We start from the raw sequence: 26801 nt of genomic DNA, 5'->3' as shown, positions 1-26801 counted from the left end.
TCCACGCCGGAGGTGGTGTATGTCTGTGCGTCGGCACACCCGAGGCGTACCCCCTCGACAGGACAACGTGCACCTGGTCTTTACGGCATTGACAAGTTCGCCGGGTTGTCGCTAGTAAATTTGTACGGGGAAGCGATCTCCCCGCGAGGCGACATGCCAAAGAATCGCGTCCCATTTTTACGAGGACGCTAGATGTCTGCCAACTGCTGGCTGTTTTCCAAATCTCTTCCGCGCCATCGACCGCCTCATTGGAGCCGTCCGCTTCTGGCTATCTCGGCGGTACCCTCAGATCGATGCACCGCAGAGTCCGCGCTGGCGCGCGATGCCGCGACACGACAGTGGAGATAGCGCCGATGCGAAGCATAGCCCTCGTTCTTTCCGTACTGGCCGCCCTGCTCGCGAGCGAACGCGTAGTTCGAGCCCAGTCCTGCAAGGTCTGTACCGACCAGCGAGCCGCCTGCATGAAGAATTACGCCGGGCCGACTTGCCAGACCGAGTACCGGATGTGTCTCAAGTCCTGCAAAAAATGAGCGCGGCCAAACCAGGCACCTTGCGCACGACGTCTCTCATCGCGGTCCTTGTCACCGGCGTCGGGGGCTCAGTTGCCCTCGATGCCGGATTTTTTGCTGCGAGGGCTCTCGAGAGGCTGACGGGTCCGCAGATTCACGCCAGGTTTGTCGGGATGGAGCTGACCGACGAGGTGTACTACCGCCTTGTCTATGAACGCGACGGCACGCTGAGGAGCATGTCGGCGGGCGCGAAGACGCGCGGCAGATGGGCCATCGAGAAAGATCAGCTTTGCCTCTATCTCCAAGAAACCGACGACGGCTGCTACGACGTCGCCCAATCCGGTGAGACATTCGTACTGACGCCAACGGGGCTTGGGCTCCCCGTTGAGGGCATTCTTCGACCCATCCCGGATTCACAATGAGAAGTTTCTACGGAGTCTTGACGTGATCACGCCGACAATCCCGCAGCACAGCCGTCTGACCGAGTTGGCGCGCTACTTCCTGCGCCTCGGTTTTCTTGGCTTCGGCGGGCCGGTTGCGCTCGTCGGGCAGATGGAGCGCGAACTGGTCGACGGCAAGAAGTGGCTGACCAAGGATCAGATGAGGGAATCGATTGCTATCTGCCAATCGCTTCCGGGGCCGTTGGCGATCCAGGTCGGCGTCTACGTCTCCTGGCTTCGCGGCGGCTTTTGGGGAGCCTGGGTCGGTGGATGGTGCTTCATCCTCCCCAATTTTGTGATCGTGGCTTCGCTCGGCGCCCTCTACGTCTATCTCGGCGATCTCCAGCCGGTCACCGCGATCTTCTACGGCGTCAGCCCTGCGGTCATCGCGTTGATCCTGCACTCCTGCTACCGGCTCGCCAAGCTGGGCATGGAGGACTGGCTGCAATGGGCGATTGCGGCGGTCTGCCTGGCCGTCACCGTCGTTCTCCAGGCGGAAGTCGCGCTGCTGTTCATCGGCGCCGGAATCGTGGGCATCCTCTACTATGGCAGCCTGTTCAAGCGCACGCCTACGACCCTGTCGGCAATCGTGGTCGTGCCGGCCGCCGCGGGTCCCATCGCGCCTGCGGCCACCGGCTCCACGCTCGCCAAGCTTCTGCTGTTCTTCCTCAAGGCCGGCTCGCTGACATTCGGCAGCGGCCTCGTCATCGTGCCGTTTCTCGAGCAGGGGCTGGTGCAGCAGTACAACTGGCTCGACGAGCGGCAATTCCTCATCGCGGTGGCGATCGGCATGATCAGTCCGGGACCGGTGGTGATCACCGCGACCTTTGTCGGTTACCTCGTGGCCGGTTTTTGGGGCTCGCTCGTCTCCACGGTGGGCATCTTCCTGCCGTCGTTCCTGCTGGTGCTGATCGTTGCGCCGCTGCTGGCCCGGCACCGCGAAAACGCGAATGTTCAGGGGTTCGTGAAAGGCGCTTATGCGGCCGCGATCGGGACCATTCTCGGCGCGTGCATCCTGCTCGGCAAGATCGCGATCGGCGACTGGCTGACAGCGCTGATCGGCGCGATCTCGCTTGCCGTCCTGTTCCGCTGGAAGGTGAGCAACCCGCTCTTGATCGCGGCGACCGGCGTGGTAGGCCTGATTGCGTATCCATGGCTGCAGCCGACCTGGGTGATGGTTCACTGACCGGACGTAGGGGGACGTGATGACATTTCCGTTCCGGAGGATATCAGCAGCATCGGCGTGCATCGCCATTTTGGCCGCCGCCCCGGCCTTGTCCCAATCGGCTGATAGCAGCGTCCTGCAACTCGAAACCAAGGTTTTGCTGGGCGACGTGCACGGTCGCATCGACCACATGGCGGTCGATCCAAAGCGGCTACGGCTGATCGTGGCCGAACTCGGCAATGACACGGTCGGCATCGTGGATCTGGCAAGACGGAGTGTGATCCAGAGAATCACGGGGCTGAAGGAGCCGCAAGGCGTCGGCTACGAGCCATCCAGCGACACACTCTATGTGGCCAATGCGCAGGATGGTTCGGTGAGGTTTTTCCAAGGAGAGACTTACGAGGCCGCAGGAGGCATCGATCTCGGCAGCGACGCCGACAACGTCCGCATCGATGCTGCCGCCAAGCGAGTCGTCATCGGCTACGGAGACGGAGGCCTCGCGGTCCTGGACGCCGTGACGCGCAAGAGGATCGAAAATATCCTGTTGAAGGCGCACCCCGAGAGTTTTCAGCTCGATCCCGACGGCGGCCGCATCTTCGTCAACCTGCCTGATGCCCACGCGGTCGCGGTGGTCGACAGCGCGTCCGGACAATCGTTGGCGAGTTGGCCGACGGACAAGGGCGGCAACTTCGCGATGGCCATCGATCGCGATCGCAAGCGACTCCTGGTGGCCTTCCGCAGCCCGCCCAAGCTGTCTGTTCTCTCCATTGCGGATGGAAAGGAAATTGCGAGCGTCGAAACTTGCGGCGATATCGACGATCTCTTCGTCGATCGAAAGCGCAACCGCATCTACGCCAGTTGCGGAGCGGGCTTTGTCGACGTGTTTGAGGTCGACGGCGCCGTCTATCGCCGGCTGAACCGCATCCCTACCACGCAGGGTGCACGCACGTCCTTCTTCGCGCCGGAGCTGGATCGTCTGCTGGTCGCCGCGCGGGAAACTTCCACCGAGCCGGCAGCGATCTGGATATTCCGCCCACTCCCTTAGGCTTATGGCCGTGAGGCATGCGCATGTTCAAACCCAGCCAGTGCAAAGGACGTCTTCACAAGCTTCTTATGTCGGGCTCGGCGATCACTCTGGGCTTGACGGTATTGTCTCCCCCTGCGCGGGCCTATCGCCCCTTCGACGGCACCGATGCCGCCGTCGCCGCTCCGGGCGAAGTCGAGATCGAACTGCAGCCTGCCGGACGGCGGCATGACATGGAAGGCACGACACTCGTCGCGCCCGCTGCGGTTTTCAACTACGGTCTTAGCGAGGACTGGGAGGCCGTCCTCGAGGGTCAGGGTGAAACCCCGCTGTCGCCTTCCGGCCCCACGAGCCTGACGGCAGCAGGGGCCTTTCTCAAACACGTCATCGTGCCTGGAAGCCTGCAGAACAAGACCGGACCAAGCGTTGCCACCGAGTTCGGCGTGCTTCTCCCCGACAGCACCGGCATGTCCGGCGTCGGCGCGAGCCTGGCGGGTATCGTCTCGCAACGCTGGGATTGGGGAACGATCCACTTCAACGCCGAGACCGCACTCACCCGCGATCATCGTGGCGATGTTTTCTTCGGCACCATTCTGGAAGGGCCGTCAAAATGGACGGTGAGGCCGGTCGCCGAAGTGTTCTACGAAAATGAGTTCGGCAAGGAGGAGACGATATCGGGTCTAATTGGCCTAATCTGGCAGATTCGCGACAATCTAAGCTTGGACGTTGCGTTTCGGCGCGGCCTCACGAATGGACACCCCGTCGACGAGATCCGCGCAGGGGTGACCTTTGGCTTCCCGCTCCGGTTTCTTGACGGTCGTGCCACCCATTGATGAGTTCGTCACAACACGGATCACTGATTTGCCCGACGGCGCAAGTCCCTGCATCGAAAATATTTCTGTTTTCCAGAAGTGCAACTCAGTGTATGAATGGCCCGTCTCACCCGCTTGAGGGGCGCTTCGCGATCGTCACGAGTGTTGGGTCGAGATGCGGTGGACGCCGCTGTCACGGCTGACGAGCGTGGCAGACAGCGGACGGTGAAGTCGTGCAGGCCTGACGGCCTAGTGGCAGGTGTCTCATCAGCAGGAGGCCAAGCCTCTCGCCGATGACGGTGACAACAAAGCCCAGTCTCGCCGGGGCGAGCACGTATAAGCCGTAAAGCCATCGCGCAGGGAAAGCCGGGATTGCTCCGGTTTCACCTGTGGTCCTACCTCCCGTGCTTTCCATTTGCACGGGACCCATGGGTGCGATCGGCACCCGGCTTTCCCTGCGCCCTCTGCTCAAGAGAGGGCGAAACGAGATGCAAAGCTCGGACGCGTCGCGCCGCGAGAACGCGAAATCACACCCTCTCAGTCGTCATGGCCCGCGCAGGCGGGCCATCCAGTACGCCGCGGCCGCTCGGCTCAAGCCCAGCCGTCTCTGGAATACTGGATCGCCCGGTCAAGCCGGGCGACGACATCGAGGTCGCGGCAACGGCGAGTCACGCGTCCCCCCGTTCACGCCGGCGTCGGCTCGTTCGACAGCGCCGCGAACACGGTCTCGGGCGAATGGGCGATCACGGCGAGCAGCGCGCGGGCCGGACCGCGCGGCGCCCGCTTGCCCTGCTCCCAGTTCCGGATCGTCTCCACGGGGACGCCGAGCTTGGCGGCGAATTCAAGCTGGGTGAGCTGGGCCCGGCGGCGCAGGTCGCGCACCGCCGGTTGCGATGCTGCCGCCGGTACCGCCGCGGTGGGCGGCTGCGGCGGCGCGAGCGGGATTTCCTTCCCGTCGCGCAACTCGACGATCCGTCCGTCCGCCTTGAGCCGCAAGCGCTGCATGGTGTCCCCCTCTTGGGAATGGGGACATCATCGGTGAAGGCGATTAAGGGCCGCTTAACGATAAGCGAGCCGCTGTCTGCGCGTCTTCGGCGGGCCGGTTCGTGCGGCAGCGCCCTGCTATTTCAGGCCGAACCACAACGTGGCGATGCCGAGGAAGGAGAAGAAGCCGACCACGTCGGTGACGGTGGTGACGAACGTGCCGGAGGCCACCGCGGGATCGGCCCGCACCCGCTCCAGCACCATCGGGATCAGGATGCCGCCGAGCGCGCCGGCGACGAGATTGCAGATGATCGCAAGCCCGATCACCATGCCGAGGCCGGGGATCTTGAACCAGGCCACCGCGGCAACGCCGGTGATGACGGCGAAGGCGATGCCGTTGACGAGTCCGACCATGGTCTCGCGCAGCACCACGCGCATGGCGTTGAAGGAGCCGAGTTCGCGGGTGGCGAGCGCGCGCACCGCGACCGTCATGGTCTGGGTCGCGGCATTGCCGCCCTGGCTCGCCACGATCGGCGCCAACACCGCGAGCGCCACCATCTTCTCGAGCTGGCCCTCGAACAAGCCGAGCACCGACGACGCCAGGAAGGCGGTCGCGAGATTGACCAGCAGCCAATTGAAGCGGCCGCGGGCGATGGTCCAGACCGAGTCGGACAGCTCTTCGGGATGGGTGACGCCACCCAGCGCCTTGAGGTCTTCGTCCGCCTCCTCCTCGATCACGTCGACGACGTCGTCGATGGTGATCACGCCGACCAGGCGATCGGTCGTGTCGACGACGGGAGCCGCGACCAGATTGTACTTGCCGAATATCCGCGCGACCTGCTCCTGATCCTCCAGCGCGGAGATGCGGCGGCGGTCTTCCTCGATCACGTGAGTGATCGGCAGCAGTCGGCGCGCGCGCAACAGCACGTCCAGCGAGACCGCGCCAAGCCAGTGCCTGTCGGCATCGACGACATAGATTTCGTAGAAGCGGTCCGGCAGGTCGGGCGTTTCGCTGAGATAATCGATCGCCTGCCCGACGGTCCAGGCCGGCGGCACCGAGATGAATTCGGTCTGCATCCGGCGGCCGGCGGAATTCTCCGGATACAGCAGGCTGCGCTCGATGTCCTCGCGCTCGGCGGGCGACAGCTTCTCCAGGATCTCTTCCTGATCCTCCTCGTCGAGGCCTTCCAGGAGTTCGACCGCGTCGTCGGACTCGAGCTCGCGGACGCCATCGGCGACGGTCTCCGGCTTGAGTTCCTCGAGGATCTCCTCGCGGACGGCCTCGTCGACCTCGTTGAGAGCGGAGAAGTCGAAATCCGTGCCCGTGATCTCGACAAGGGTGACGCGGTCCTCCGGCTCGAGGGCCGAGATCAGGTCGCCGAGATCCGCCTTGTGCAGTTCCGCCACCACCTCACACAGCAATGGCCGGTCGGCGGTGCGGATCGCCCGCGTGATCTCCTCGACGAATTCGTGGCGAAGCTGGCCCGCGTCGTCCCGCATCGGCATGCGGTCGAGCACAGCTGTCTTCGCCGGCGGGGCCACGTCGATTTCCTCGGCCATGCCGTAACTCACCGGTTTGACAGGAGCGGAAAACACGGTAATGCGGAACGGATTACCTAATCGGCAACGGCTTCCGCAATGAGAAATATGTTCAACGGACCCCGATTACTCCCGAATACCTTTGCAGTTCTCGCCGCGATCGTCCTTCTGCCGATCGCCCTGACCGCGCCTGCGCGCGCCGCCGAATGCCCGCGCAAGGACGCACTTGGAACCTCGCGCGTGCTCGAAGTCGATCCGGCGACCTACCCGCGGGTCGGTCTGAAGAGCTTTCCGCAGACCTTGCCGCTTCAGGATCACGAGATCGTTCTGACCTTCGACGACGGCCCGACGCCGGAGCTCACCGACAAGGTGCTGGAGGCGCTGTCGGCCGAGTGCGTGCACGCCACCTTCTTCATGGTCGGACGCGGCGCAGCCGACCATCCCGATCTGGTGCGCAAGGTCGCGCGCCTCGGCCACACCATCGGCTATCACACCTGGGACCATCCCCACCTCAACAAACTCGCGCCCGACCAGGCCGAGGCCAACATCGATGCCGGTATCTCCGCGGTCGAAAAGGCCCTGCACGGAACTTCGAGCACGAACCCGACCACGCCGTTCTTCCGGTTCCCCTACTTCGAGTCGACGCCCTACCTGCTGGGGCGGCTGGAAGAGCGCGGTATCGCGGTGTTCGGGGCAGATTTCTGGGCAAGCGACTGGAACAAAATGACGCCCGAAGAGGAGCTGAAATTACTCACCGGGCGGCTGGAAACGATCCGCAAGGGAATATTATTGCTCCACGACCCCAGGCAGCAAACGGCGGACATGCTACCCGCCTTCTTGCGGTATTTGCGCGAGCACAATTATCACGTGGTTCACATCGTTCCGACTGCGGCGAAGACCGTTTCCGCGCAGACACATTGAACCGGAGGCCAAGGCGGGATTACAAAACCGTTAAGGCAACATTCATGGCGCCGCCATTAAGGATACTCAGTTCGATTGGAATGCGGCCGAGGTTCAATGTTTGCTAGCGCCCTGGCGAGGCTCCGGAAGCGGTCATCGATCGCTGCGGGCGCAGCATTGCTGGCCGCCTTGATGACGCAGGCCGCGCTTGCCGCGGACTGCCCAGGCAACCCCAACGCACTCGGCACCTCCCGCACCCTCGTCGTCGATCCCAGGGAGCATCCGCGGATCGGCACCATGCAGTATCCGGAGACGCTGCCGCTCGCCGACCACGAGGTGGTGCTGACCTTCGACGACGGACCGCTGCCGAAATACAGCAACCAAGTGCTGGCCATTCTCGCCAGCCAGTGCATTAAGGCGACCTTCTTCACCATCGGCAGCCAGGCCAGGGCCAATCCGGAAGGTGTGCGGAAGCTCGTCGCGGCCGGACATACCGTCGGCACACACACCCAGAACCATCCGCTGACCATGAACAAGATGCCGGTCGACAAGGCCAGGCAGGAAATCGACGACGGCATTGCCTCGACGCTGGCCGCGCTCAATGGCGACAAGAGCAAGCTGGCGCCGTTCTTCCGGATCCCCGGATTGCTGCGCGCCACGGCCGTCGAGGACTATCTGGCCTCCCAGGGCATCCAGGTCTGGAGCGCCGACTTCCCGGCCGACGACTGGCGGCACATCTCGCCGCAGCGGGTGTACGACCTCGCGATCCAACGGATCGAGGCCATGGGCCGAGGCATCCTGCTGCTGCACGACATTCAGCCGCGCACCGTCGCGGCCCTGCCGCGGATCCTGAACGAGCTGAAGGCGCGCGGCTACCGCATCGTCCACGTCGTGCCCGCGACACCGGACCGGCCGGCGACGCCGACCCAGCCGCAGCAATGGTACCTGCATCCGCCGACCGAGACAGTGGCGATCTCGCGCTGGCCGAAGATTCCGAATTTCATTTTCACCGCGACGAAGACGCTGCCGGCGCCGGTGTTTTCCGACATGGACTGGCGTGACGCCGAGGTGCTCGACCACGCGCAGCATGCCCGCATCGGCCTGCCCAGCCGGACGCAGTGGCCGCAGCCGCTGCTTGCGCAGGCGGCTCCGGTCTCGACACTGCCGATTCCGGCGGCCAGCGTATTCAGGATTCCGGAAGCGCGCCGCCTGACGCTGCTCGCAGCCCACCATCTCGCGCCACCCGGCACGCCGCAGGCTTGGTCCGCGCGCCAGGCGAAGCGCCCCAAGCAGGCCGTGCATCAGCCGCCGGGTGCGGCGCATGGCAAAGGTCCGGGCCCTTCGCAGCATGCCGGCGCTCCAGCGGAGCCGGGCGACCCGGTCCATGTCGCCAACCTGAAGAAGCGGTCGCCGCGCGCAGAGGCCACGGCCATCGTCAAGCGCGTGCCGGACTAGCTGGTCACGATCTTGGCGATGCAGAGCAGGATCACCAGCGCCAGGAAGAACAGATCGATATAGGCCTTGATCTCCCCGGCATGCCTGAGCTCGGTCACGTCGCCGATGATCTGCTTGCGCGACGCTGCCGAATTGGGCCCCTCGCCGGCCGCCGAAGCCAGCCGGCGCGTCTCGCCCTCCAGCCGCTCGATGCGCTGGAAGAAATAGAACGAGCGCAGAGCCAAGAACGCATGCATCGCCGCATAGATCAGAATCAGGATCGCGACGGTGGCGCGCTGCTCGTACTTCTCGAGGAAGTTCAGACTGAAATAGACCAGCCCCAGAAACACGAAATTGGAGACGACTCGGTAGGCGTAGCTCAGAAACGTCATCAGGCGCTCCGGGTGAAGCTGGCTTGCGGCCCGCGCGATCGGGAGAATCAGCCACGTCCGGCCGGCAGCGCCGAACCAGCAGGGCATGCGTCCGCGACGCTACGCGACCGGTGTTACAGAAAGGGTATCGACCTGTCCCGCCGCCGCAAAAATGACCGGTGCAACCGGCCGGTCACAGCGGTCCGGCAAGGCCGAATTGTGCAGGTAGTGATGGCGCGCTCGGAGCGCGGAGAAGATACGAACAATATCAATTACTTGCCTGGAATGAGCTAAAGGTGAAGTGCATTTTCCGCCTTTAGGTGCCTTTCAGCGCCAAAGCGGAGCTACACTAAGTTACATCAATATCGATTTTGGCACACATTTGGCACACACAGGAATCGTGACCGAGCCGCGCGTCCTTATGCTTCCCTACTTCGAGTATCGAACGGTTTTGAGATGCCGTACTTTGGAGAGGCTTTCTGCTCAGCGGGTCCTAGGTTCGAGCCCCAGCGAACGCGCCAGGATCGGACACGACGCAACGCCTACATCGTCTTCCTGTACGGATATTCAGGAAGATTAATTCTTGCGTTGTTCACGACGCCCTGCACAACCAGTTGACACCGCAAACGTTCTCTCTCCTAGGAGGAGAGTTCCATGAACGTGAAGCTTGCTATCGTCGGCCTTGCCGCACTCGGCGGCGTCGCGCTAACCGCCGCCCCTGCTTCGGCCATGCCGAATGGGATTCCGAACGCGGGCCAAGTCTCCAATGTCGAGCGGGTGCGCGTGGTCTGCAATCCGTGGGGCCGCTGCTGGTCGCGTCCGAACTACTACGGCGCATATGCCTATGGCGGTCCTCATCCGGGGTGGCGATGGCGTCACCCGGGGTGGCGATGGGGTCACCCGGGGTGGCGATGGCGTCATCCAGGGTGGCGATGGGGCTACTAGCGATCAGGAAACGGCGGCTGTGGTCGTTTTCTTGATGCAGACTACGGCGCCGCAAGCAAGGTCTTATATTAGTGGCATCTGCGGTTCCGTTGCTGCTGCCAAACTGCACGGCTTGATGCCATCCGCCCAAGCCGTGTGGGCGGCGCGATCGTCTTCCGCCTCGCCACGCACGAACTGGTGCAGTGAACTCGGTGAACCCTCACGTGTCCGGACCAAGATCAGCCGAATCGTCACTCAGGCGAAGAGCTGCCCGCGCAGACAATTGGAGGCACATCCCACACACGCGTGAGGCCCCCACATTGGCGCATCAGTGCGCGTCCTGCCGCACGATCGTGCCAACGTGTTCACCGCGCAGCGCCGCCTCAAGCAAGTGCGGCTTCAATCCATTGATAATTTGAAAGCGTTTCACCTGACGCGCACAGGCGAGCAGATCGATCAGCACCCGGTCGAAGGGGAGCGTGGAAAGATTACGTTCCTTCAACTCGCTGACGGTGATTTCCTTTATGAAATTGGCGTTCGGGTTGGTGTTCGGATCGGCGTCGTAGAGCCCGTCGACATCCTTGATCAGCGTGTGGGTGGCACATCCGTAACACTCCGCCAGCAGGAACGTGCCAGCGTCCGTGCGATGCGGCGGGATGCGGCCCAAACGCGGCGGATGCTCCCAGATCGAGAACGGTGGATCGCCGTTGCAGATTACGCCGGGCGCCGACTTAATGAAAAATGGCAACATGTGCCCAAGAATTTCCGGCGGGATTGCAACGACGCCATAGGGAGCGAGAAGTGTACCAAGCAAGTGGGCGTTGCCTAGCGCGTCAATGATCCGCAACTGCGCCAGCACCCCGGTGGGTAAGCCAAGGTCCATGCCGATCGATGTGACATGGCGACTGCGAATGCCGCCCCCAAGTCCAATCACGAGCTTGAAGTTCTGAAGAGCGGCAGCGAGCGCGTCTACCAGCGGGTATGTCGCATTGCGGCCCTTGTCGATGATGGATCGTCCCCCGATCTTGAGCACATGAGCGAATGGCAGCATGCGAACGACGGGCATTTCAGTCGAGGACATGACCTGCTTGTCGAGGAGGCTCTCGCGCATGAGCATGGATTCGACGTGATGGCGGCGGTCGGCCGGAATCTCGCCAAGCGGCGACTCTAGTGACGACATGACACAACCTCCAATCAAGCGGTGATAATGGTTCCGACCGGCTCGCCATTGAGCGCGCGGGTAAGATTGCCCTTTTTCAGGCCGTTGATGACTTGCACCGAGCGGCGGTGCTTTGCCGATTTCATGAGCTCGAAGACGGTTCGCTCCAGAACGACATCAAGGAGATCCAGCTTTTCAAGCTCCTCGACAGTGATCCTCGCGATAAAGCGCGCATTGCGATCCTTCTTGGGATCCGCGGTGTAAAGACCATCTTCGTCCTTTACGAATATCATGGAGCGCGCGCCCAGCACTTCGCTGATCAGATAGCAGCCGGCATCGGTGCGATGAGGCGGGATGCGCCCAATCGCCGGATTGGGCTGCCAATACGCATAGGGCGGCATCCCGACAGAAACACAAGCCTGGCGCTCGGCCAGATAGAGCGGCAATTGCGCGAATTGGGCCGGCTCGATGGACGGAATGCCGTGCTTGGCCAACAGGTAATGAATCATTTTTGCGTTTTGTATGCTCACGAAGAAGCCGAGCACACTCAACACGCCAGTTGGTACGCCGAGATCCAGGCCGACGCTGTAGGCGTGACGCGCCCGTGTACCGGCGCCGGTACCGATGATCATCTTGTGGCGGGGGAGATTCTCGACGATCTCGTCGATGAGAGGGAACACCGCGGCGCGTCCGCGATCGATGAAGCTCTGGCCGCCGATTTTGACGACATTGGCCTCAGGGAGGATTTGCACGACCGGCTGATCGTCGAGACTCGCCATCTTTTCGTCGTCGGTAGGACTCGCGCCCATCAGCGCCATCATCATTCGATCCAGGATTTCCTTGTCCATCTCGTTTCCTCCCTCGGACATGACAATTGCGCTGTCACGACCATCTTTGAAATCAGCGTCCCTGCCCTATCGCGGCCCGGCACTCGGCCGACAGCTCGTCCGTATACTGGCGTAGGCACCTGCCGACATGCTCTTCGCCGGGGCACAGTTTGTCGATTTCTGTCTGGCAGGCGGAGCGTCCTCGCCCGCGATGGCTAGCTCCTTCCTGCTTCTCTTCATGGTTTTTGGGATTCTCTTCGGAGGCGCGCGCGGTTGACTCCTTGGGTACGTTCCAGAGCTTCACCTTGCGATCCATACCCGCTGTCGCCACCCACGCGCCGTCATGCGAGAACGTCACGAAATGGATCCGCTGCTGGTGGCCCGTGAGCGCGGCAATCTCTTTGTAGTCGGCAACGTCCCAGAACCTCACGACATTGTCGAGACCGACCGAAACCAGCATCTTGCCATCGGGCGAGAAAGCACAAGAGCGGACCCAGCTGGTATGGCCCTTGAGACGTGCGAGCTCTTCGTGGGTCGTGACATTCCAAAGCTGCACATCGTTGCCGGCGCCGGCCGTTGCCAGCAGCTTGCCGTCGGGAGAGAATGCTACCGCGTGCACCGGCCCCGTGTGCGTTTCAATTGTCGCTATCTCGCTCCGGGTAGCAGGATTCCAGAGCTTGACGGTACCGTCGACGCTGGCCGACGCGAGGACGCGATTATCGGGAGAGTAGGCCAGCCCCTCAACGCCACCGGTGTGTCCGACGAGTGTGGCGAGCTCCTTTGCGCTCGCGACATCCCAAATCTTGATCGTTCGATCATACCCTCCCGACGCGATCGTCTTGCCGTCTGGCGCGTACGCAACCGCTTGGACCACGTTGGTGTGGCCGCGTAAGGTCGTACGCTCTTGACCGCTTGGCATATCCCAGAGCCTGACCGTGTGGTCGTGGGAGCCGGTGGCAAGGATCTTCCCGTCGGGTGAGAGTGCCAGCGTCACGATCGCGTCGGTGTGACCGCTGAGGGTAACGAGTGCGCGGCCGGTTGCCACGTCCCAAAGCCGGGCCGTGTGGTCCTGGCTGCCGGATATGACGATCTTGTCGTCCGGCGTAAACGCCACGGCGGTCACGTAGCCGGTGTGACCTGCGAAGGATTCCCGCTCTTCGTCCTTCACGGCTTCGGTAGGCGTCCGAATTCCCCGCTTGAGGACGTCCTCAACATTCCACACCTTGGCTAGTTTATCCATTCCGGCGGTCGCCAATGTCTTGCCATCCGGAGAGAACGCCACTCCACGCACACGATCACCAGCGTGCGGCACGCTCGCCAATTCTTGTCCGCTCGCTGCGTCCCAGATTATCAGGGAGTCGTCCTGGCTGCCCGCGGCAATGAGTTTGCCGTCAGGGGAATAGGCGACGCAGAGTGCCTCGCTCTCGGTCCCCTTAAGGGTCATGCGCTCGGCGCGCGCGGTGACATCCCACAGCCGCACCGTTGTGTCCATGCTGCCGGTGACCAGGGTCTTGTCGTCCGGCGAAAAGGCGAGCCCCCGCACGCTGTTTTTGTGCCCCGTCAGGGTTGCTTCCTCGCGGCCGGTCGCAACGTCCCAGATCTTAATGGTATTGTCGTTACTGCCCGATGCCAGGAGCTTGCTGTCGTGGGTGAATGCGAGCGATCGGACCGCGCCCTCGTGATTGAGCTGCGCCCGTTCCTTGCCGCTCGCGACGTCCCACAGCTTGATCGTGTTATCGTGGCTGCCAGAAGCTACGGTCTTGCCATCGGGGGAGAACGCTAGGGAGCGGATCATGTTGGTGTGGCCGCGAAACGTCGCGACCTCTCTTGCAGCAGCCCAATCCCATAGTTTCACGGTCGCGTCATAGCTGCCCGTCGCCAATAGTTTGCCGTCCGGCGAGAAGGCCACAGCTTCGACCACACCTTCGTGTCCTGTAAGGGTGACGAGCTCCTTGCCGCTTATGGCATCCCACACCCTCGCGGTGCGATCATAGCTGCTCGTGGCGATGTATTTTCCGTCCGGCGAGTAGGCCACGGAGGCGAGCGCGAGCGTGTGGCCTTTGAGCGTGGCGCGCACTTGCGCTTGCACCGAAGACACGGCCAAGAGCATGAGCAGCAGTGTCGCGATGAACAGCGCAAGCACCGATTGAAGTCTAATCCGACCGAAGCGTGACATGGCCTCCTCCTGGTCCAGGCTTGGGCGCGCTGCCTGGCATTCGTGGAGCAGCCATGGCGTTCCTGGCTCACTCCCTCGGAATCAGGCGAATGGCAGGGGCTTTGACCAAAGCAGTTTTCATCCCGGCCGCCGCGCGTGAGACCTCCTTCGAGACCTCAGATGAGCTTCGCAGCAGGTCGTTCAGCGCAGCCGCGCTTATTAACTTCCGTTTCCCCTTTCAGTTCATCGTGAACGCGCAGCCACCACCTTTGCCGCAAAGGCAACCCATCTCGAAGCGACGACAAGCGGGCCAAGCGGTCTTGCGATCATGCCTGCCTCGTCGTGGGCGGCATGATGTGAAGATCATCCGCAAGCAGCGAGACCGTAATCGGCTTGCCGACAGCAACCCCGTACCGCATCGCGGTACGCGTCGGGACGCTGAAGGCCAGCAAGTCGACCGCATCGCAGTTGACCGTACCCTTGACGCGCACAAGAATCTCCGCAGTGCCGCCAAGGACGAGCATCTCCGCGACGGTGCCGCGCACTGAGTTCCAATGATCGCCGCGCGATGACCGGTGTTGCCGATGCAAGACGACACTGCACGGCGGTACCAGCCAGTCTACCTGTGATCCTGCCGGAAACGCCGGTGCAAGGCGGGCTTCAAGGGTGTAACCAAGCCACCGCAGGAGAGTACGATCTGAATCGGACCGACGTCCGATCACCTCCCCTTGGAAGAGGTTTTGCTGGTCGACGAGGCGCGCTACCTCGGCGTCGCGTGGCCGGCTCATCACCTCCGCCGGCGAACCCGCCTGCAGCGACCGACCACGGTGGAGAACGACCATCCGGTTGGCCAGTGAGACCGCCTCGTCGAGATCGTGCGTGACAAGGATAATCGGAAGCCGAATCCGCTCGCGAAGCTGCGCCAGCTCTCGCTGCATTTTGCGGCGCGTGACCTGATCGACGGCCGAGAATGGCTCGTCGAGCAGTAGGACGGCCGGGTCACGTGCGAGCGCACGGGCGAGCGCTACGCGCTGCTGCTGACCGCCGGAAAGTTCCGCCGGGTTCCGACCTTCGAGCCCCGAGAGGTTGACAAGCGCAAACAACTCGTTTGCCCGAACCGCGCGTCTGCTGCGGGGCAAACGACCAAGCGCAAAGCGCACGTTGGCTTCGGCCGTCAGATGCGGAAACAGAGCGTAGTGCTGAGGGACGAATCCAACCGAGCGGCGTTGGGGCGGCAAGTTGATGCCGTGCCCTGTGTCTAGCCATGTCGTTCCGTCGCACGCAATGAATCCTTGCTCGGCCCGGTGTAACCCTGCAATGCAACGCAGAATCGTTGTTTTGCCGCTGCCTGACGGGCCGACAAGCGCCAGCAGCTCGCCACGCCCACAGTCAAGCTCAACGTCGAGGGGGATTGGCCTCTCCTGCCGGAGTCTGACGCGCAGGTAATGCGTGTCGTCAGACACGGAGGAAAGAGCACACTCCACATCATTCGTGCGCGAAACAAGCCCTGTCATGGAGGTACAAAACTCGGGCCTAATGGGCGCGTTCCATCTGCGAAACCGAGAGACCGCGCCTTTATTTATTCCGCTGCGATCGGACTTATGCAGCCGCCTTCTTCGGGCCGTTCGCAAGCGACTTTGCTTGAAGATGCCGACCGCGTCTCAATATACCTAATGGATAATATCGGCTCTCCGGCCGGGATCGTGGGAGGTTCCTATGCGTTCCATCTTCTGCGCGGGGGCACTGTTGGCCGCCCTATTCACGCAGGTTCCCACAGCTCGGGCCGAAGCGATCCGAGTGGGATACGCCGGTTCGATGGGGGTCGTCATGGACCGCGTCCTCGGCCCTGCGTTCGAGAAGGCGCACGGTGTTCAGTTCCAGGGCATCGGCATGGGTTCTTATGCGCTTGCCCGACTGCTCGCAGCCAAGCAGCAGCAGGCGGATGTCTTCGTCTCCATCACGCCAGGTCCGGTCAAGGTTGTTCAGGAGGCGGGACTGCTCGGCGAAGGCGTTCCCGTCGCAAGCACCCAGATGGTCATCACGTATAGCCCCAAAAGCCGCTTTGCCTCACAGTTTGAGGCTGCGGCTGCCGACAGGACACCTTGGTGGCAAGTGCTGAAATCGCCCGGACTTCGTTTTGGTCGCACCGACCCCGCGATTGATCCCCAAGGGCAAAACATCATCTTCACGATGCTTCTCGCGGAGCGATACTATAATCAGCCCGATCTGGTTTCGACGATCCTTGGCAGCTATCAAAACCCAAGGCAGATCTTTACCGAGCCTTCGCTGTTAACCCGTCTGGAAGGCGCGCAAATCGACGCAGCCTCCGGTTACCAAAGCGCGGCCATCTCCCACCATCTGCCTTATGTTCCTCTTCCGGATGAGATCAATCTGAGCAACCCGGACAAGGTGTCCGACTGGTACAGCAAGGTCGCGTTCACGATAAAGCTTCCGAGCGGTAAGGAAGCCACTTTGCAAACGCAACCTCTCGTGTTCTACGCGGGAGTGCTAAAGAATGCCCAAAATCCGGAACTCGGAAAGCAGTTCGTCGATTTCCTGTTGAGCCCCGAGGGCCAGAAGCTTTTTCGCGATTCTGGCTATGCAGAACCCAAAGGGGGGAAGATTTGACGAACGTGCTGCTATCCGAGCATGCGTTGGGCACGGGGGGCGACACATGGCGTCCTGTTCATCCGATAGCGGCGATGGTCGGAGTGCTGGCGCTTTGTTTCCTGATCGCACCATTCGTCACGCTGATCTTCGTCACCGATTGGCGCGGCTTTCAATTCGCGCCCGGCGATTGGGGCGCGGCGGGCATCTCCCTTCTTTACAGTTTCGTATCAATGCCGATCTTGATCTGCCTCGGGACGCCGCTTGCCTGGTGGCTGGCGCGCAGTGAGTTCGCTGGCAAGTGGGTTGTTGATGCGCTGCTGCTGTTGCCCCTGCTCACGCCGCCGCTCGCCATGGGCATGCTGCTAATGTCGCTCTATGGACCGTATAGCAGCGTTGGTTCGACGCTTGAGGCGCTTGGGGTCGTACTCACCAACAGTGCAGGAGCCTTCACCTTGGCTCAGGTATACGCGGCAACGCCCTATTATGTCGTGTCGGCACGAGCCGCTTTCGAAGCTGTACCGCAAGACCTTGAGCAGGTTGCGCTAACGTTGGGCAAGGAGCCCTGGCAAGTCTTCCTCGAGGTGACCCTGCCATTGTCGCTCCTGGGTCTCGTTGCAGGATTGGCGCTTGCCTGGGTCAGGGCCCTCGGGGAATTCGGTATTGTCCTGATCGTTGCCTACTATCCGCAGGGAATTCCCGTAAAGCTCTGGGTCAATCTCCAGGATATCGGGCTTACGGCGGTATATCCGTTACTCTGGCTGTTCTTCGCTGTCGCCATGCCGCTGCCATTGTGGTTAGGCCTGCTTTCACGGCGACGTGGCATTTTTTGAGTGATCCTGTGCCGCCTCCGCCCTGTCTGGTGGCGTTTTCCCGCCACGAACCTGCTCCGAACCATCCAGGACTGGCGGCTCGGGCGAGAAGACGCGCAACACGAACAGGGTGACAAACCCGCTCAGAAATCCCGCCAACAGGTTCGGCACCAATTTAGCCGCGGGAAAAAGATAGATTTCCGCGCGCGCCCCCAGAAGGAGTACCAGGACGAGTTCCGTACTGGTCCTGGCAACGGCGGCGACAAGCCCGAGCAGGCAGTAGCCAAGCGCCCAGACAGGCAACCGGCGCACTAGCGGATATGCAAGGTCGATCACGAGGCCCGGCGCGATGTGTTTCAGGACCTCGAGCACGCCAAACCTCCCGTCTCCCTGCAGAAAGCCGATCACGCCCATAATGGCGCCTGCGGCGGTGGCCCCCCAGCGCGAATGGGTGAGGCGCGCCGCAAGTACGTACAGGGGGAACAGGAGAAGAGCCTTGTGCCCCGAAGCAAAGGGTAGACCCGGGAGGATTTTGAGCATCTTGAAGGATGCCATGCAGAGCGCAATGCCGCTCACGACGGCGACGTCATGAGCGAGTCTGGCCTCGAGCTTGGACCCGACTCCTTCGTCGGATTGCCCGGCCGCAAGCTCCATATTCGCCTTTATCGATTGCACGAAGCTGCCAACATCGCCGCGCAACAAGCGCTTGAGCGCCGTGAAGGTCCCCGGCCGCGCGCCAGCTTCACGTTGGCGGCGCCCGCTTCGCCCATCAGCGCCGCTCAGCAGCGAGAGCGTCCGGTCGAGCGAGTGGACGAACAACCCCGGCAGGCGCAACTGTTGCAGCCCGTGCACCAGATCGTCTCCCCTCCCCGTCAGCCGAACCATAGTCGAGGCGAGCAAGACGGTCAGAATCTGCAGGCACATGACCGCGGCGCGATCGAGACCGGTCACGTTGAAGGGAACCAACCATCCGAAGCGTGGAACTTGCCAGTGCAGCGCGAGGTCCTCTGCGGGATGCTCCGGCGGAAGCAGCGTGTAACAGCCGATCAGGAACAGGAACAACCATTTGAGCCTCCACGCCGGGCGCACGATCTCACTAATGGAGATGCGACAAATGAGCAGCGTGAGTACCTGAAGGGCGAGCAAGGCCGGGACAATAGCCCAGCGGAGAGGATGCGTTGCGGACAGCGCCGGCAGCACGAACGTGACCACAGTCACGACGAGCAGATAAATGACCTTCAGCACTGCCGCCCTGCTGCTTTGGTCGTTCCGCGAGGAAGCCACGTCGCTGCTCCAACGCTAGTTCGTTCCGCCTATCGGCCGCCCGTTCCGGTGTACTTAGTTTCGGCCGCCGCGCTCTGCCACACCATGGCACATGTTCAGCACCGGCTGACTGCCGAAGGATCATCGATCGCGCCCTCCGAGACGATGCCCTTCGGCGTCGAACACAAGAGGCGCAGGCCAAAGCCGATGGTGCAAGCCGTCCAGCAGAAGATAGATCACCGGGGTCGTGTACAGCGTGAGAACCTGTGACACGAGCAAGCCGCCGATAATGGTGATGCCGAGGGGCCGACGCAGTTCCGCGCCGGGGCCGGTCGCGAGCGCAAGCGGCACGGCGCCGAGCATCGCCGCCATCGTGGTCATGAGGATCGGCCGGAACCGTTCGAGGCAAGCCTCGAAGATGGCGCGCTCCGGGGGAAGCCCGCGCCGGCGCTCTGCTTCAAGAGCGAAATCCACCATCATGATGCCGTTCTTCTTCACGATCCCAATGAGCAGGATAATACCGATAAAGGCAATGACGGTCAGCTCGGCACCGAAGATTCGCAATGCCAGCAATGCTCCGAGCCCTGCAGAAGGCAGCGTCGAGATGATCGTGATCGGATGAGCAAGACTTTCGTACAGGACGCCGAGCACAATGTAGACGGCGATCAGAGCCGCCACGAGCAGGACCGGCTGAGCGCCGACCGTTCGTGCGAAAGCCTTGACGTCACCCGCCACCTCCGAATGGATCGTACCAGGCAAATGCAAGTCTGCGACCGCGCGCTGGATGCGCGCATTGGCCTCCTCCAGTCCTATGTTCGAAGCGAGATTGTAGCTGATGGTGACGGACGGGAATTGTCCCTGGTGATTGACGACAAGCGGTGCGAGGGTTTTCTCGAAACGCGCGACCGCCGAGAGCGGCACCTCGTTCGACGAAATACCGGAGATGACGCCTGTCGCTGCATTGGTCGCCTGCGCTATTGCGATTGCGCCGGCGCACCCACTGTCGCCGGAAGCGCTGCCGCTCGCCTTGACAAAGACCTGGCTCAGGCTGGAGGGATCGCGCTGAAACCGCGGGTCGATCTCCAGGATCACCCGATACTGGTTACGCGCGCCGTAAATGGTTGAGACCTGCGCCTGAGCAAACGCGTCACCGAGCGCGTTATCGATATCTTGCACATTGACGCAAAGCCGAGCGGCTGCTTGCCGGTCAATGACAAGATTGGCCTGCAACCCGCCTTGCTCACGATCGCTCGCCACGTCAATCAATCCGGGAATCTTCCGAACTTGCTCGAGTATCTTTGGAGTCCAGCGAGTCAGCTCCTCGATATCCGAGCTCCACAGCGTGAACTGATATTGAGATTTGCTTAAACGAGCACCAACCCGCAAATCCTGGGTCGGCACCAGGAACACCCGCAACCCGGTGACGCGGGCCAGTTCTCCGCGCAAGCGGTCCGCGATGCGAGCGATGCTGAGCTTGCGCTCCGAGAGCGGTTTGAGGCTGATGAAGAGTCGTCCCTGGTTGATTGACGGATTGAATGTCGAGGTGCCGATCGAAGACCCCACGCTCGCAACCGCGGGATCCGCCTTGACGATCGCGGCGGCGCGCTGCTGGAGACCCGACATAGCCTTGAACGAGATATCGGATGAGGCCTGCGTCGCTCCGATCAGGAGCCCGGTATCGTCTTGCGGGAAATAACCTTTCGGCCCTTTGATATAGAGCGAGACGGTCAACGTTACCGTAAGCAGCATAACGAGCAACGTGAGCGCCCGGTGGCGCAACACCGCGCTAAGAGTCCGGCCATAGGCGCGGATGAGCGCGTCGAGGACAGAATCCGCCACACGATCAAGACGAGTCGAATCGGCACTCGGAGGCGCACGGATGAAATGCGCACAGACCATGGGAGTGACCGAGAGAGATACGGCCATTGATACCACGATGGCGAAAGCGAGCGTTACCGAGAATTCACGAAACAGCCGCCCAACGATTCCTCCCATGAATAGCAGCGGGATAAACGCTGCAATAAGCGACACGCTGATCGATACTACTGTAAAGCCGATCTGTCGGGCGCCTTCGAGCGTCGCGCGCAGCGGCGAGCGTCCTGCTTCGAGGTTGCGAAACACGTTCTCGATCATCACGATCGCGTCGTCCACCACGAATCCGACGGAGACCGCCAACGCCATTAGCGACAAATTGTCTATGGAATATCCCGCGACCCACATCAGTGCGCAGGTGCCTGCGAGCGAAAGCGGCACGGTTATGCCGGCTGCAACGGTAGGGGCGCCCCGGCGCAGGAACAGGAAAACGACCAGCACAACCAGCATGATCGTCGCGACCAGCGTCAGCTGCATGTCGTGCACGCTCGCACGAATTGTCTTGGTGCGATCCGACAAGACCGAGATTTGCAGATCGGCAGGGATCCAGCCTTTGAGCTCGCCGAGAACCTGATGAATGTGGTCGATGGTCTCGATGACATTGGCTCCCGCTTGCTTCGTGATGATCAGGAGCACTGAAGGCTGACCATTGAACCAGGCCGCGGAAAGCGTGTTGCGCACCCCGGACTCGATCGATGCTATGGCCGAGAGCCGAACCACCGATCCGCTCGCGGTACGTACGATGACCGGATCATAGTCGGCGGGCTTAAACAGCTGATCGTTGGTGGCGATAGTCTGCAGCTGCTGCCGACCATCGAACATGCCAATCGGGCCCGCCGCATTGGATTTGACAATTGCAGCACGCACATCGTCCATCCCGAGCCCCATCGAGGCGATCGCGGCGGGATCGACCCGCACCCGAACGGCGGGCTGCTCGGCGCCATTTACAGTGACCTCCGCGACCCCCTGGACCTGCGCGATGCGCTGCGCGATGACCGAGTCGGCGATATCGTAAATTGCGCTTGGGGCAATGGTATTCGATGTGAGCGCAAGTATCAGGATTGGCGCCGCCGCGGGATTGCTCTTCTTGAAATAGGGCACGGTGGGCAAATCGGTCGGCAGATCGCTCGCTGCGGCATTGATGGCGGCCTGCACATCACGAGCCGCACCGTCGATGCTACGATTGAGGTCGAACTGCACCGTGATACTGGTCGAGCCGAGCGAGCTGATTGAGGTGATTTCCGTTACACCCGCGATCTCAGCCAGCCGCCGCTCGAGCGGTGCGGCCACACTTGCAGCCATGGTGTTGGGATCGGCGCCCGGACGGTTGGCGCCAACGCGGATGGTCGGGAACTCGATGTTCGGCAAGCTCGCGACCGGCAAGAATCTGTAAGCGACCGCGCCGACCAGAAACAACCCTATCGCGAGCAACGCCGTCCCGATTGGCCTGCGAATAAATGGATAGGAAAAGTTCATCGTCTTCGTCGTCTCAATGGGTGTGCCATTTTACGCCCCGACGTTCCGTCACTCCGTGGCGCGCTGGATGATCTCCGGCTTGGAATCTTTCGACACCCGACTCGGCGCGAGCATTCGCACGACCTGCGCGCGTATCCGCTCCATATAAAGGTAGATCACCGGTGTGGTGTAGAGCGTGAGCAACTGGCTCAGCAGCAAGCCGCCGATGATGGTGACGCCGAGCGGGACGCGTAGCTCGGAGCCGGTACCGTTCTCGAGCGCCAGCGGCAGCGCGCCGAACAACGCGGCAAGCGTCGTCATCATGATCGGCCGGAAGCGCAGCATCGAAGCCTTGACGATGGCATCCCGCGGGGAGAGCCTGTCCTTGCGTTGCGCCTCCAGCGCAAAATCGATCATGATGATCGCGTTCTTCTTCACGATGCCCATCAGCAGAATGATGCCGATCAGCGCCACGACCGAGAGGTCCTGGCGGGTGAGCATGAGCGCAAGCAAAGCTCCGACGCCGGCGGATGGCAGGGTCGAGAGAATTGTGAGGGGATGGATGAAGCTCTCGTAGAGAACACCAAGCACGATGTAGATCGTCACCGCGGCCGCGAGAATCAGCCAAGGCTCGCCGGCGAGGGAGTGGCTGAACTCGGCAGCAGCGCCCGAATAGGCGCCGATGATCGTGCCCGGCATGCGGAGGTCGCGTTCGGCGCGGGCGATCGCAGAGACCGCGCCACTGAGCGAGGCATCAGGCGCCAGATCGAAGCTGATCGTGACCGCCGGGAATTGCGCCTGATGGCTGATGGTGAGCGGCGCGACGGTACGCTGTATACCTGTGAAGGCAGTGATCGGAACCTGCGCTCCGTTTGCGGAGGGCACGAACAGCTTCGAGAGCGAACTCGGATCCTGCTGGTACTGTGGCATCGCTTCCAGGATCACCCGGTACTGGTTGGATTGCCCATAGATTGTCGAGATCTGCCGCTGCGCGAAGGCGTCACTAAGTGTGTCGTTGATCACCTGCATCGAGATACCGAGCCGCCCAGCCTGTTCCCGATCCACGTCGATGAAAGTGCGCAAGCCGCCTTCCTGCGCCTCGGAGGCGACCCCGCGCAGCGCCGGCTCTGCGCGCAGCCGGTCGGCAAGCTTGACAGACCAGTCCGACACCGCCTGCGCGTCGGTGCCGGAGAGCGTGTATTGATATTGGGCTCTGCTCGTGCGCGTACTGATCTGGATGTCCTGGACCGGCCGGAAATACACGACCATGCCGGGAATCGACGCGACCGCACTCTTCAGACGCTCGACGATATCCGCGACCGCGGTAGCACGGCGCTCGTCACGGGTTTTGAGTGTGATGGCGAGGTGGCCAGCGTTCGGCGTCGGATTGAGCGTGCTGACACCAATTACCGACACAACGCCCGTCACGTCGGGATCCCGGCGGATCGCGGCGACGACGTCCCCCTGCAACCGCCGCATCTCGGCAAACGATACGTCGGAGCCAGCCTCCGTGACAGCCGTGATCAGGCCGGTGTCCTGCAGCGGCAAAAATCCCTTCGGCACGATGACATAAAGAAAGATCGTCACCGCCAGCGTAAATAGCGTCGTCACCAGCGTCAGCCCCTGATGGCGCAGCACCCATTCGAGCGTAGTCCGATACACTTCAACGCTCCACGCGATCGCGCGGTTAAAGCCTCGCGTGAGTGGCCGCTCCGGCCCGTCCTGCGCACGTTGCAGCAGGCGGCTGCACATCATCGGGGTCAGCGTCAGGGAGATGATGGCAGAGATGACCACCGCAATGGTCAAGGTCAGGGCAAATTCGCGGAACATGCGGCCGACGAGCCCGGTCATGAACAGCAGCGGAATGAACACCGCAACCAGCGACAACGTCAGCGAAATCACGGTGAAGCCAATCTCGCGCGCGCCGTTCAGGGCAGCGTGGAGCGGCGTCTCGCCCTTCTCCATATGGCGCACCAGGTTCTCGATCATGACGATGGCATCGTCGATGACAAAGCCCGTGCCGATCGTGAGTGCCATCAGCGAAAGATTGTCCAGGCTGAAGCCGCAGAACCACATGACGCCGAACGTGGCGATCAGCGACAGCGGCAGAGCAACCCCCGCGACGAAGGTTGCGCGGATCGTGCGCAAAAAGATGAGCACCACGAGCACGACGAGCGCCACGGCGATCACGAGGGTGAACTGCACGTCGCGTATCGAGGCGCGGATCGTGGTGGTGCGGTCGCTCACCACCTTGAGAACGGCGCCGGCCGGCATCGCGCGCTGCAGCTTCGGCAACTCGGCCTGCACGCGCTGGACGGTCTCGATCACGTTGGCGCCGGGCTGGCGCTGCACGTCGACGATGACCGCCGGCGTGCCGTCGTACCAGCCGCCCACCTTGGTGTCCTCCAGGCCGTCGAGCACGTTTGCGACATCGGTCAGCAGTACTGGCGCGCCGTTGCGATAGGTCACCACAACGGAGCGGTAGGCGTCGGCGACGGCAATCTGATCGTTCGCTGCAATGGTATAGGACTGGTGGGCGCCGTCGAAGGAGCCCTTCGGCCCCGCGACGTTGGCGTTGCTGATTGCAAACCGCAGGTCCTCGAGGCCGATACCGTAAGCGGCAAGCCGCGCCAGATCCGCCTGGATGCGCACCGCAGGCCGAATGCCGCCTTCGACCGAAACACGGCCGACCCCGGTGACTTCGCTCAACCGCTGCGCCAGGAGCGTGTCGGCGATGTCACTCAATTGCCGCAGGGAGATCGTATCCGAGGTCAGCGCGAGGGTGATGATCGGAACGTCGGCCGGATTCACCTTGGAGTAGGTCGGCGGATAGGGCAGGTTGCGCGGCAGCGTCGATCCCGCGGCATTGATCGCGGATTGTACGTCCTGAGCGGCGGCATCGATGTCGCGGCTGAGCTCGAACTGCAAGGTGATCTGACTGAGGCCATAGGAACTCGACGAGGTCATCCCGGTGAGCGCGGGGATCTGTCCGAGCTGCCGTTCCAGCGGCGCGGTTACCAATGACGCCGTGGTATCAGGATTGGCGCCGGGAAGCTTCGTTGTGACCTGAATAGTGGGAAAGTCGACCTGCGGCAGCGCGGAGACAGGTAGCTGCCAATAGCCGAGCACGCCGCCGAGCAACACTGCGGCGCCGAGGAGCAAGGTCGCGATCGGGCGGCGGATGAAGGGTTCCGAGACACTTAGGATACTCATTGGGCTCTGCCCTGCGTCGCTTCAGACTTCCCATCGCCCCGACGTCTGTGCTCGCCTCGTCCGCCGCCCTGACCCTGCCCCCCTTGGGATGAGGCTGTCCCCGACGGCTCGCGGCCTTCGCCTTGGACCGAGACCCGACGGCCTTCCGCAAGCTGCGCGAAGCCGGTTGTCACCACGCGGTCGGACAGCTCAAGCCCGCTGGCGATTACAGCCTGATTCTCGTCCTGCTGCTTGACCACGACCGGACGCACCGTGACTGTGTGGTCCGGCTTGAGCTGATAAACGAAGGTGCCGTTCGGACCATGCTGCACCGCGGGTGTCGGGACCACCAGGGCCTGCCGCAAGGTGTCGATCAGCAGCCGAACATTCACGAATTGGCCCGGCCATAACTGAAGGTCCGCGTTGGGGAACTCGGCTTTCAGCTGCACGGTTCCGGTCGTCTGATCGACCTGATTGTTGATGACCCGCAGCTTGCCGCGATCGAGCGCCTTTTTTTTGTCGGATTCGGTAGCCTCGACTGACAAAGGCCCTGCAGCAAACGCCTTGTTGATCTGCGGCAACAGCTGCTGTGGCAGGATGAACAGAACGGCGATCGGCTGGATCTGCGTGAGGACGACGATGCCGGCCGGATCCGACGCGTGCACAATATTGCCCTGGTCGACCAGCCTTATTCCGACCCGCCCGTCGATCGGCGCGGTGATGGTGCAATAATCAAGGAGGGCGCGCGCATTGTCGATCGCGCCTTGATCAAGGCGCACCTGGGCTTCGAACTGCGCGACCAGGGCACGCTGGGTATCGACTTGCTGGTGCGTCACCGCGTTCGTTTTGACCAGATTGGTGTAGCGCTCGAGATCGAGCCTGGCATTTGTGAGCTGCGCCTCGTCGACCGCCTTCTTGGCAACTACCTGATCAAGCTGCGCCTGGTAGGTGGTGGGATCGATGCGGGCCAGGACGTCGCCACGCTTAACGTCGTCGCCCTCGCGGAAATTGACGCTGATCAGCTTGCCATCGACCTGGCTGCGCACGGTCACCAGGTTGAGTGCGCGCGTGGTGCCAACCCCATCGAGGTAGACCGGGACGTCGGCGATGGCGGGCTCCGCGACCAGAACGGGTACCGCGCCCTGAGGAGCAACAAGTCGACGCCCCCTGCCTCCCACGCCACCCCCGCCCCCGCCACCTCCCCCGCCCCCGCCGCCACCTCCCCCACCGCCGCCCGTCTGCTGCGGCTGTTCGGGCGCAATGATCACGACAGCTACGCCGACGACGAGCGCGCCAACGATCACCATCGCGAGAAGGCGGCCAAGGAAGGTTCGCAACTGTCATTCACTCCGAGCCC

20 protein-coding genes are annotated in these 26801 nt (G+C 62.4%); 9 read left to right on the top strand and 11 right to left on the bottom strand.

The features are described 5' to 3' along the window. The first annotated feature begins 505 nt into the window (after nucleotides 1-505). The 4 genes from MTX23_RS15325 (at nucleotide 506) to MTX23_RS15310 (ending at nucleotide 3971) form a co-directional block, all read left to right on the top strand. Entirely contained in the window at nucleotides 506-931 is a 426-nt protein-coding gene (locus MTX23_RS15325; RefSeq protein WP_280977503.1) for a hypothetical protein, read from the top strand. Nucleotides 932-953: 22 nt separating this feature from the next. Beyond that, entirely contained in the window at nucleotides 954-2135 is a 1182-nt protein-coding gene (chrA, locus tag MTX23_RS15320) for a chromate efflux transporter (RefSeq protein WP_280977502.1), read from the top strand. Nucleotides 2136-2205: 70 nt separating this feature from the next. Continuing rightward, nucleotides 2206-3159: a hypothetical protein gene (locus tag MTX23_RS15315; RefSeq protein WP_280977501.1), complete on the top strand. Its 954-nt coding sequence runs from the start codon at nucleotides 2206-2208 to the stop codon at nucleotides 3157-3159. Between the two features lie 23 nt (nucleotides 3160-3182). Beyond that, nucleotides 3183-3971 carry a hypothetical protein gene (locus MTX23_RS15310; RefSeq protein ID WP_280977500.1) on the top strand — a complete coding sequence of 263 codons (789 nt, stop codon included), beginning with the start codon at nucleotides 3183-3185 and terminating at the stop codon, nucleotides 3969-3971. A gap of 663 nt (nucleotides 3972-4634) precedes the next feature. On the opposite strand, the gene MTX23_RS15305 is transcribed toward MTX23_RS15310, so the two are convergent. Continuing rightward, nucleotides 4635-4955 (bottom strand): helix-turn-helix domain-containing protein, encoded by a 321-nt coding sequence (locus tag MTX23_RS15305; RefSeq protein WP_280977499.1) that lies wholly within the window; start codon nucleotides 4953-4955, stop codon nucleotides 4635-4637. A 117-nt stretch (nucleotides 4956-5072) separates the two neighbouring features. Further along, nucleotides 5073-6494 (bottom strand): magnesium transporter, encoded by a 1422-nt coding sequence (mgtE, locus tag MTX23_RS15300; protein ID WP_280977498.1) that lies wholly within the window; start codon nucleotides 6492-6494, stop codon nucleotides 5073-5075. A 78-nt stretch (nucleotides 6495-6572) separates the two neighbouring features. On the opposite strand from mgtE, the gene MTX23_RS15295 reads away from it, so the two are divergent. Further along, complete coding sequence (locus MTX23_RS15295; RefSeq protein WP_280977496.1) at nucleotides 6573-7394, top strand: polysaccharide deacetylase family protein; 822 nt, start codon at nucleotides 6573-6575, stop codon at nucleotides 7392-7394. A gap of 96 nt (nucleotides 7395-7490) precedes the next feature. Then, nucleotides 7491-8828, top strand: coding sequence for a polysaccharide deacetylase family protein (locus MTX23_RS15290; protein WP_280977495.1), 1338 nt, complete (start codon nucleotides 7491-7493; stop codon nucleotides 8826-8828). Here MTX23_RS15290 and MTX23_RS15285 read toward each other — a convergent pair. Further along, nucleotides 8825-9199 carry a hypothetical protein gene (locus MTX23_RS15285; RefSeq protein WP_280977494.1) on the bottom strand — a complete coding sequence of 125 codons (375 nt, stop codon included), beginning with the start codon at nucleotides 9197-9199 and terminating at the stop codon, nucleotides 8825-8827. The genes MTX23_RS15290 and MTX23_RS15285 overlap by 4 nt on opposite strands. A gap of 633 nt (nucleotides 9200-9832) precedes the next feature. Between MTX23_RS15285 and MTX23_RS15280 the strand changes: the two genes are divergently transcribed. Then, nucleotides 9833-10123, top strand: coding sequence for a hypothetical protein (locus MTX23_RS15280; RefSeq protein WP_280977492.1), 291 nt, complete (start codon nucleotides 9833-9835; stop codon nucleotides 10121-10123). A 307-nt stretch (nucleotides 10124-10430) separates the two neighbouring features. Here the strand turns inward: MTX23_RS15280 and MTX23_RS15275 are convergent, their stop codons facing one another. The 4 genes from MTX23_RS15275 to MTX23_RS15260 form a co-directional block, all read right to left on the bottom strand. Next, nucleotides 10431-11282, bottom strand: a complete 852-nt coding sequence (locus MTX23_RS15275) for a hypothetical protein (protein WP_280977491.1) — start codon at nucleotides 11280-11282, stop codon at nucleotides 10431-10433. 14 nt (nucleotides 11283-11296) lie between these two features. Continuing rightward, nucleotides 11297-12109 carry a uridine kinase gene (locus MTX23_RS15270; protein ID WP_280977490.1) on the bottom strand — a complete coding sequence of 271 codons (813 nt, stop codon included), beginning with the start codon at nucleotides 12107-12109 and terminating at the stop codon, nucleotides 11297-11299. A gap of 52 nt (nucleotides 12110-12161) precedes the next feature. After that, on the bottom strand, nucleotides 12162-14264 hold the full coding sequence (locus tag MTX23_RS15265) for a WD40 repeat domain-containing protein (RefSeq protein WP_280977489.1): 2103 nt from the start codon (nucleotides 14262-14264) through the stop codon (nucleotides 12162-12164). Nucleotides 14265-14569: 305 nt separating this feature from the next. Continuing rightward, nucleotides 14570-15706 (bottom strand): ABC transporter ATP-binding protein, encoded by a 1137-nt coding sequence (locus MTX23_RS15260; protein WP_280990725.1) that lies wholly within the window; start codon nucleotides 15704-15706, stop codon nucleotides 14570-14572. A 253-nt stretch (nucleotides 15707-15959) separates the two neighbouring features. Here MTX23_RS15260 and MTX23_RS15255 point away from each other — a divergent pair, with 253 nt between their 5' ends. Beyond that, nucleotides 15960-16871, top strand: a complete 912-nt coding sequence (locus MTX23_RS15255; protein WP_280977486.1) for an extracellular solute-binding protein — start codon at nucleotides 15960-15962, stop codon at nucleotides 16869-16871. A gap of 5 nt (nucleotides 16872-16876) precedes the next feature. Continuing rightward, nucleotides 16877-17683 (top strand): ABC transporter permease subunit, encoded by an 807-nt coding sequence (locus tag MTX23_RS15250; protein WP_280978088.1) that lies wholly within the window; start codon nucleotides 16877-16879, stop codon nucleotides 17681-17683. Here MTX23_RS15250 and MTX23_RS15245 read toward each other — a convergent pair. The 4 genes from MTX23_RS15245 to MTX23_RS15230 form a co-directional block, all read right to left on the bottom strand. Continuing rightward, nucleotides 17660-18907 carry a hypothetical protein gene (locus MTX23_RS15245; protein WP_280977485.1) on the bottom strand — a complete coding sequence of 416 codons (1248 nt, stop codon included), beginning with the start codon at nucleotides 18905-18907 and terminating at the stop codon, nucleotides 17660-17662. The genes MTX23_RS15250 and MTX23_RS15245 overlap by 24 nt on opposite strands. Before the next feature lie 159 nt (nucleotides 18908-19066). Further along, the gene (locus MTX23_RS15240) at nucleotides 19067-22273 is read right to left on the bottom strand and encodes an efflux RND transporter permease subunit (protein WP_280977483.1); all 3207 of its coding nucleotides are present in this window, start codon (nucleotides 22271-22273) and stop codon (nucleotides 19067-19069) included. Between the two features lie 48 nt (nucleotides 22274-22321). Then, complete coding sequence (locus tag MTX23_RS15235) at nucleotides 22322-25465, bottom strand: efflux RND transporter permease subunit (protein WP_280977482.1); 3144 nt, start codon at nucleotides 25463-25465, stop codon at nucleotides 22322-22324. Next, nucleotides 25462-26751, bottom strand: coding sequence for an efflux RND transporter periplasmic adaptor subunit (locus MTX23_RS15230; RefSeq protein WP_280978086.1), 1290 nt, complete (start codon nucleotides 26749-26751; stop codon nucleotides 25462-25464). Before MTX23_RS15230 ends, MTX23_RS15235 begins: the two co-directional genes overlap by 4 nt. Nucleotides 26752-26801: the final 50 nt, after the last annotated feature.

The sequence above is a fragment of the Bradyrhizobium sp. ISRA436 genome, from assembly GCF_029910015.1.
Lineage (GTDB): Bacteria > Pseudomonadota > Alphaproteobacteria > Rhizobiales > Xanthobacteraceae > Bradyrhizobium.
The sequence above is the reverse complement of the archived record's forward strand: the minus strand, read 5'-3'. Positions and strand labels throughout refer to the sequence as shown.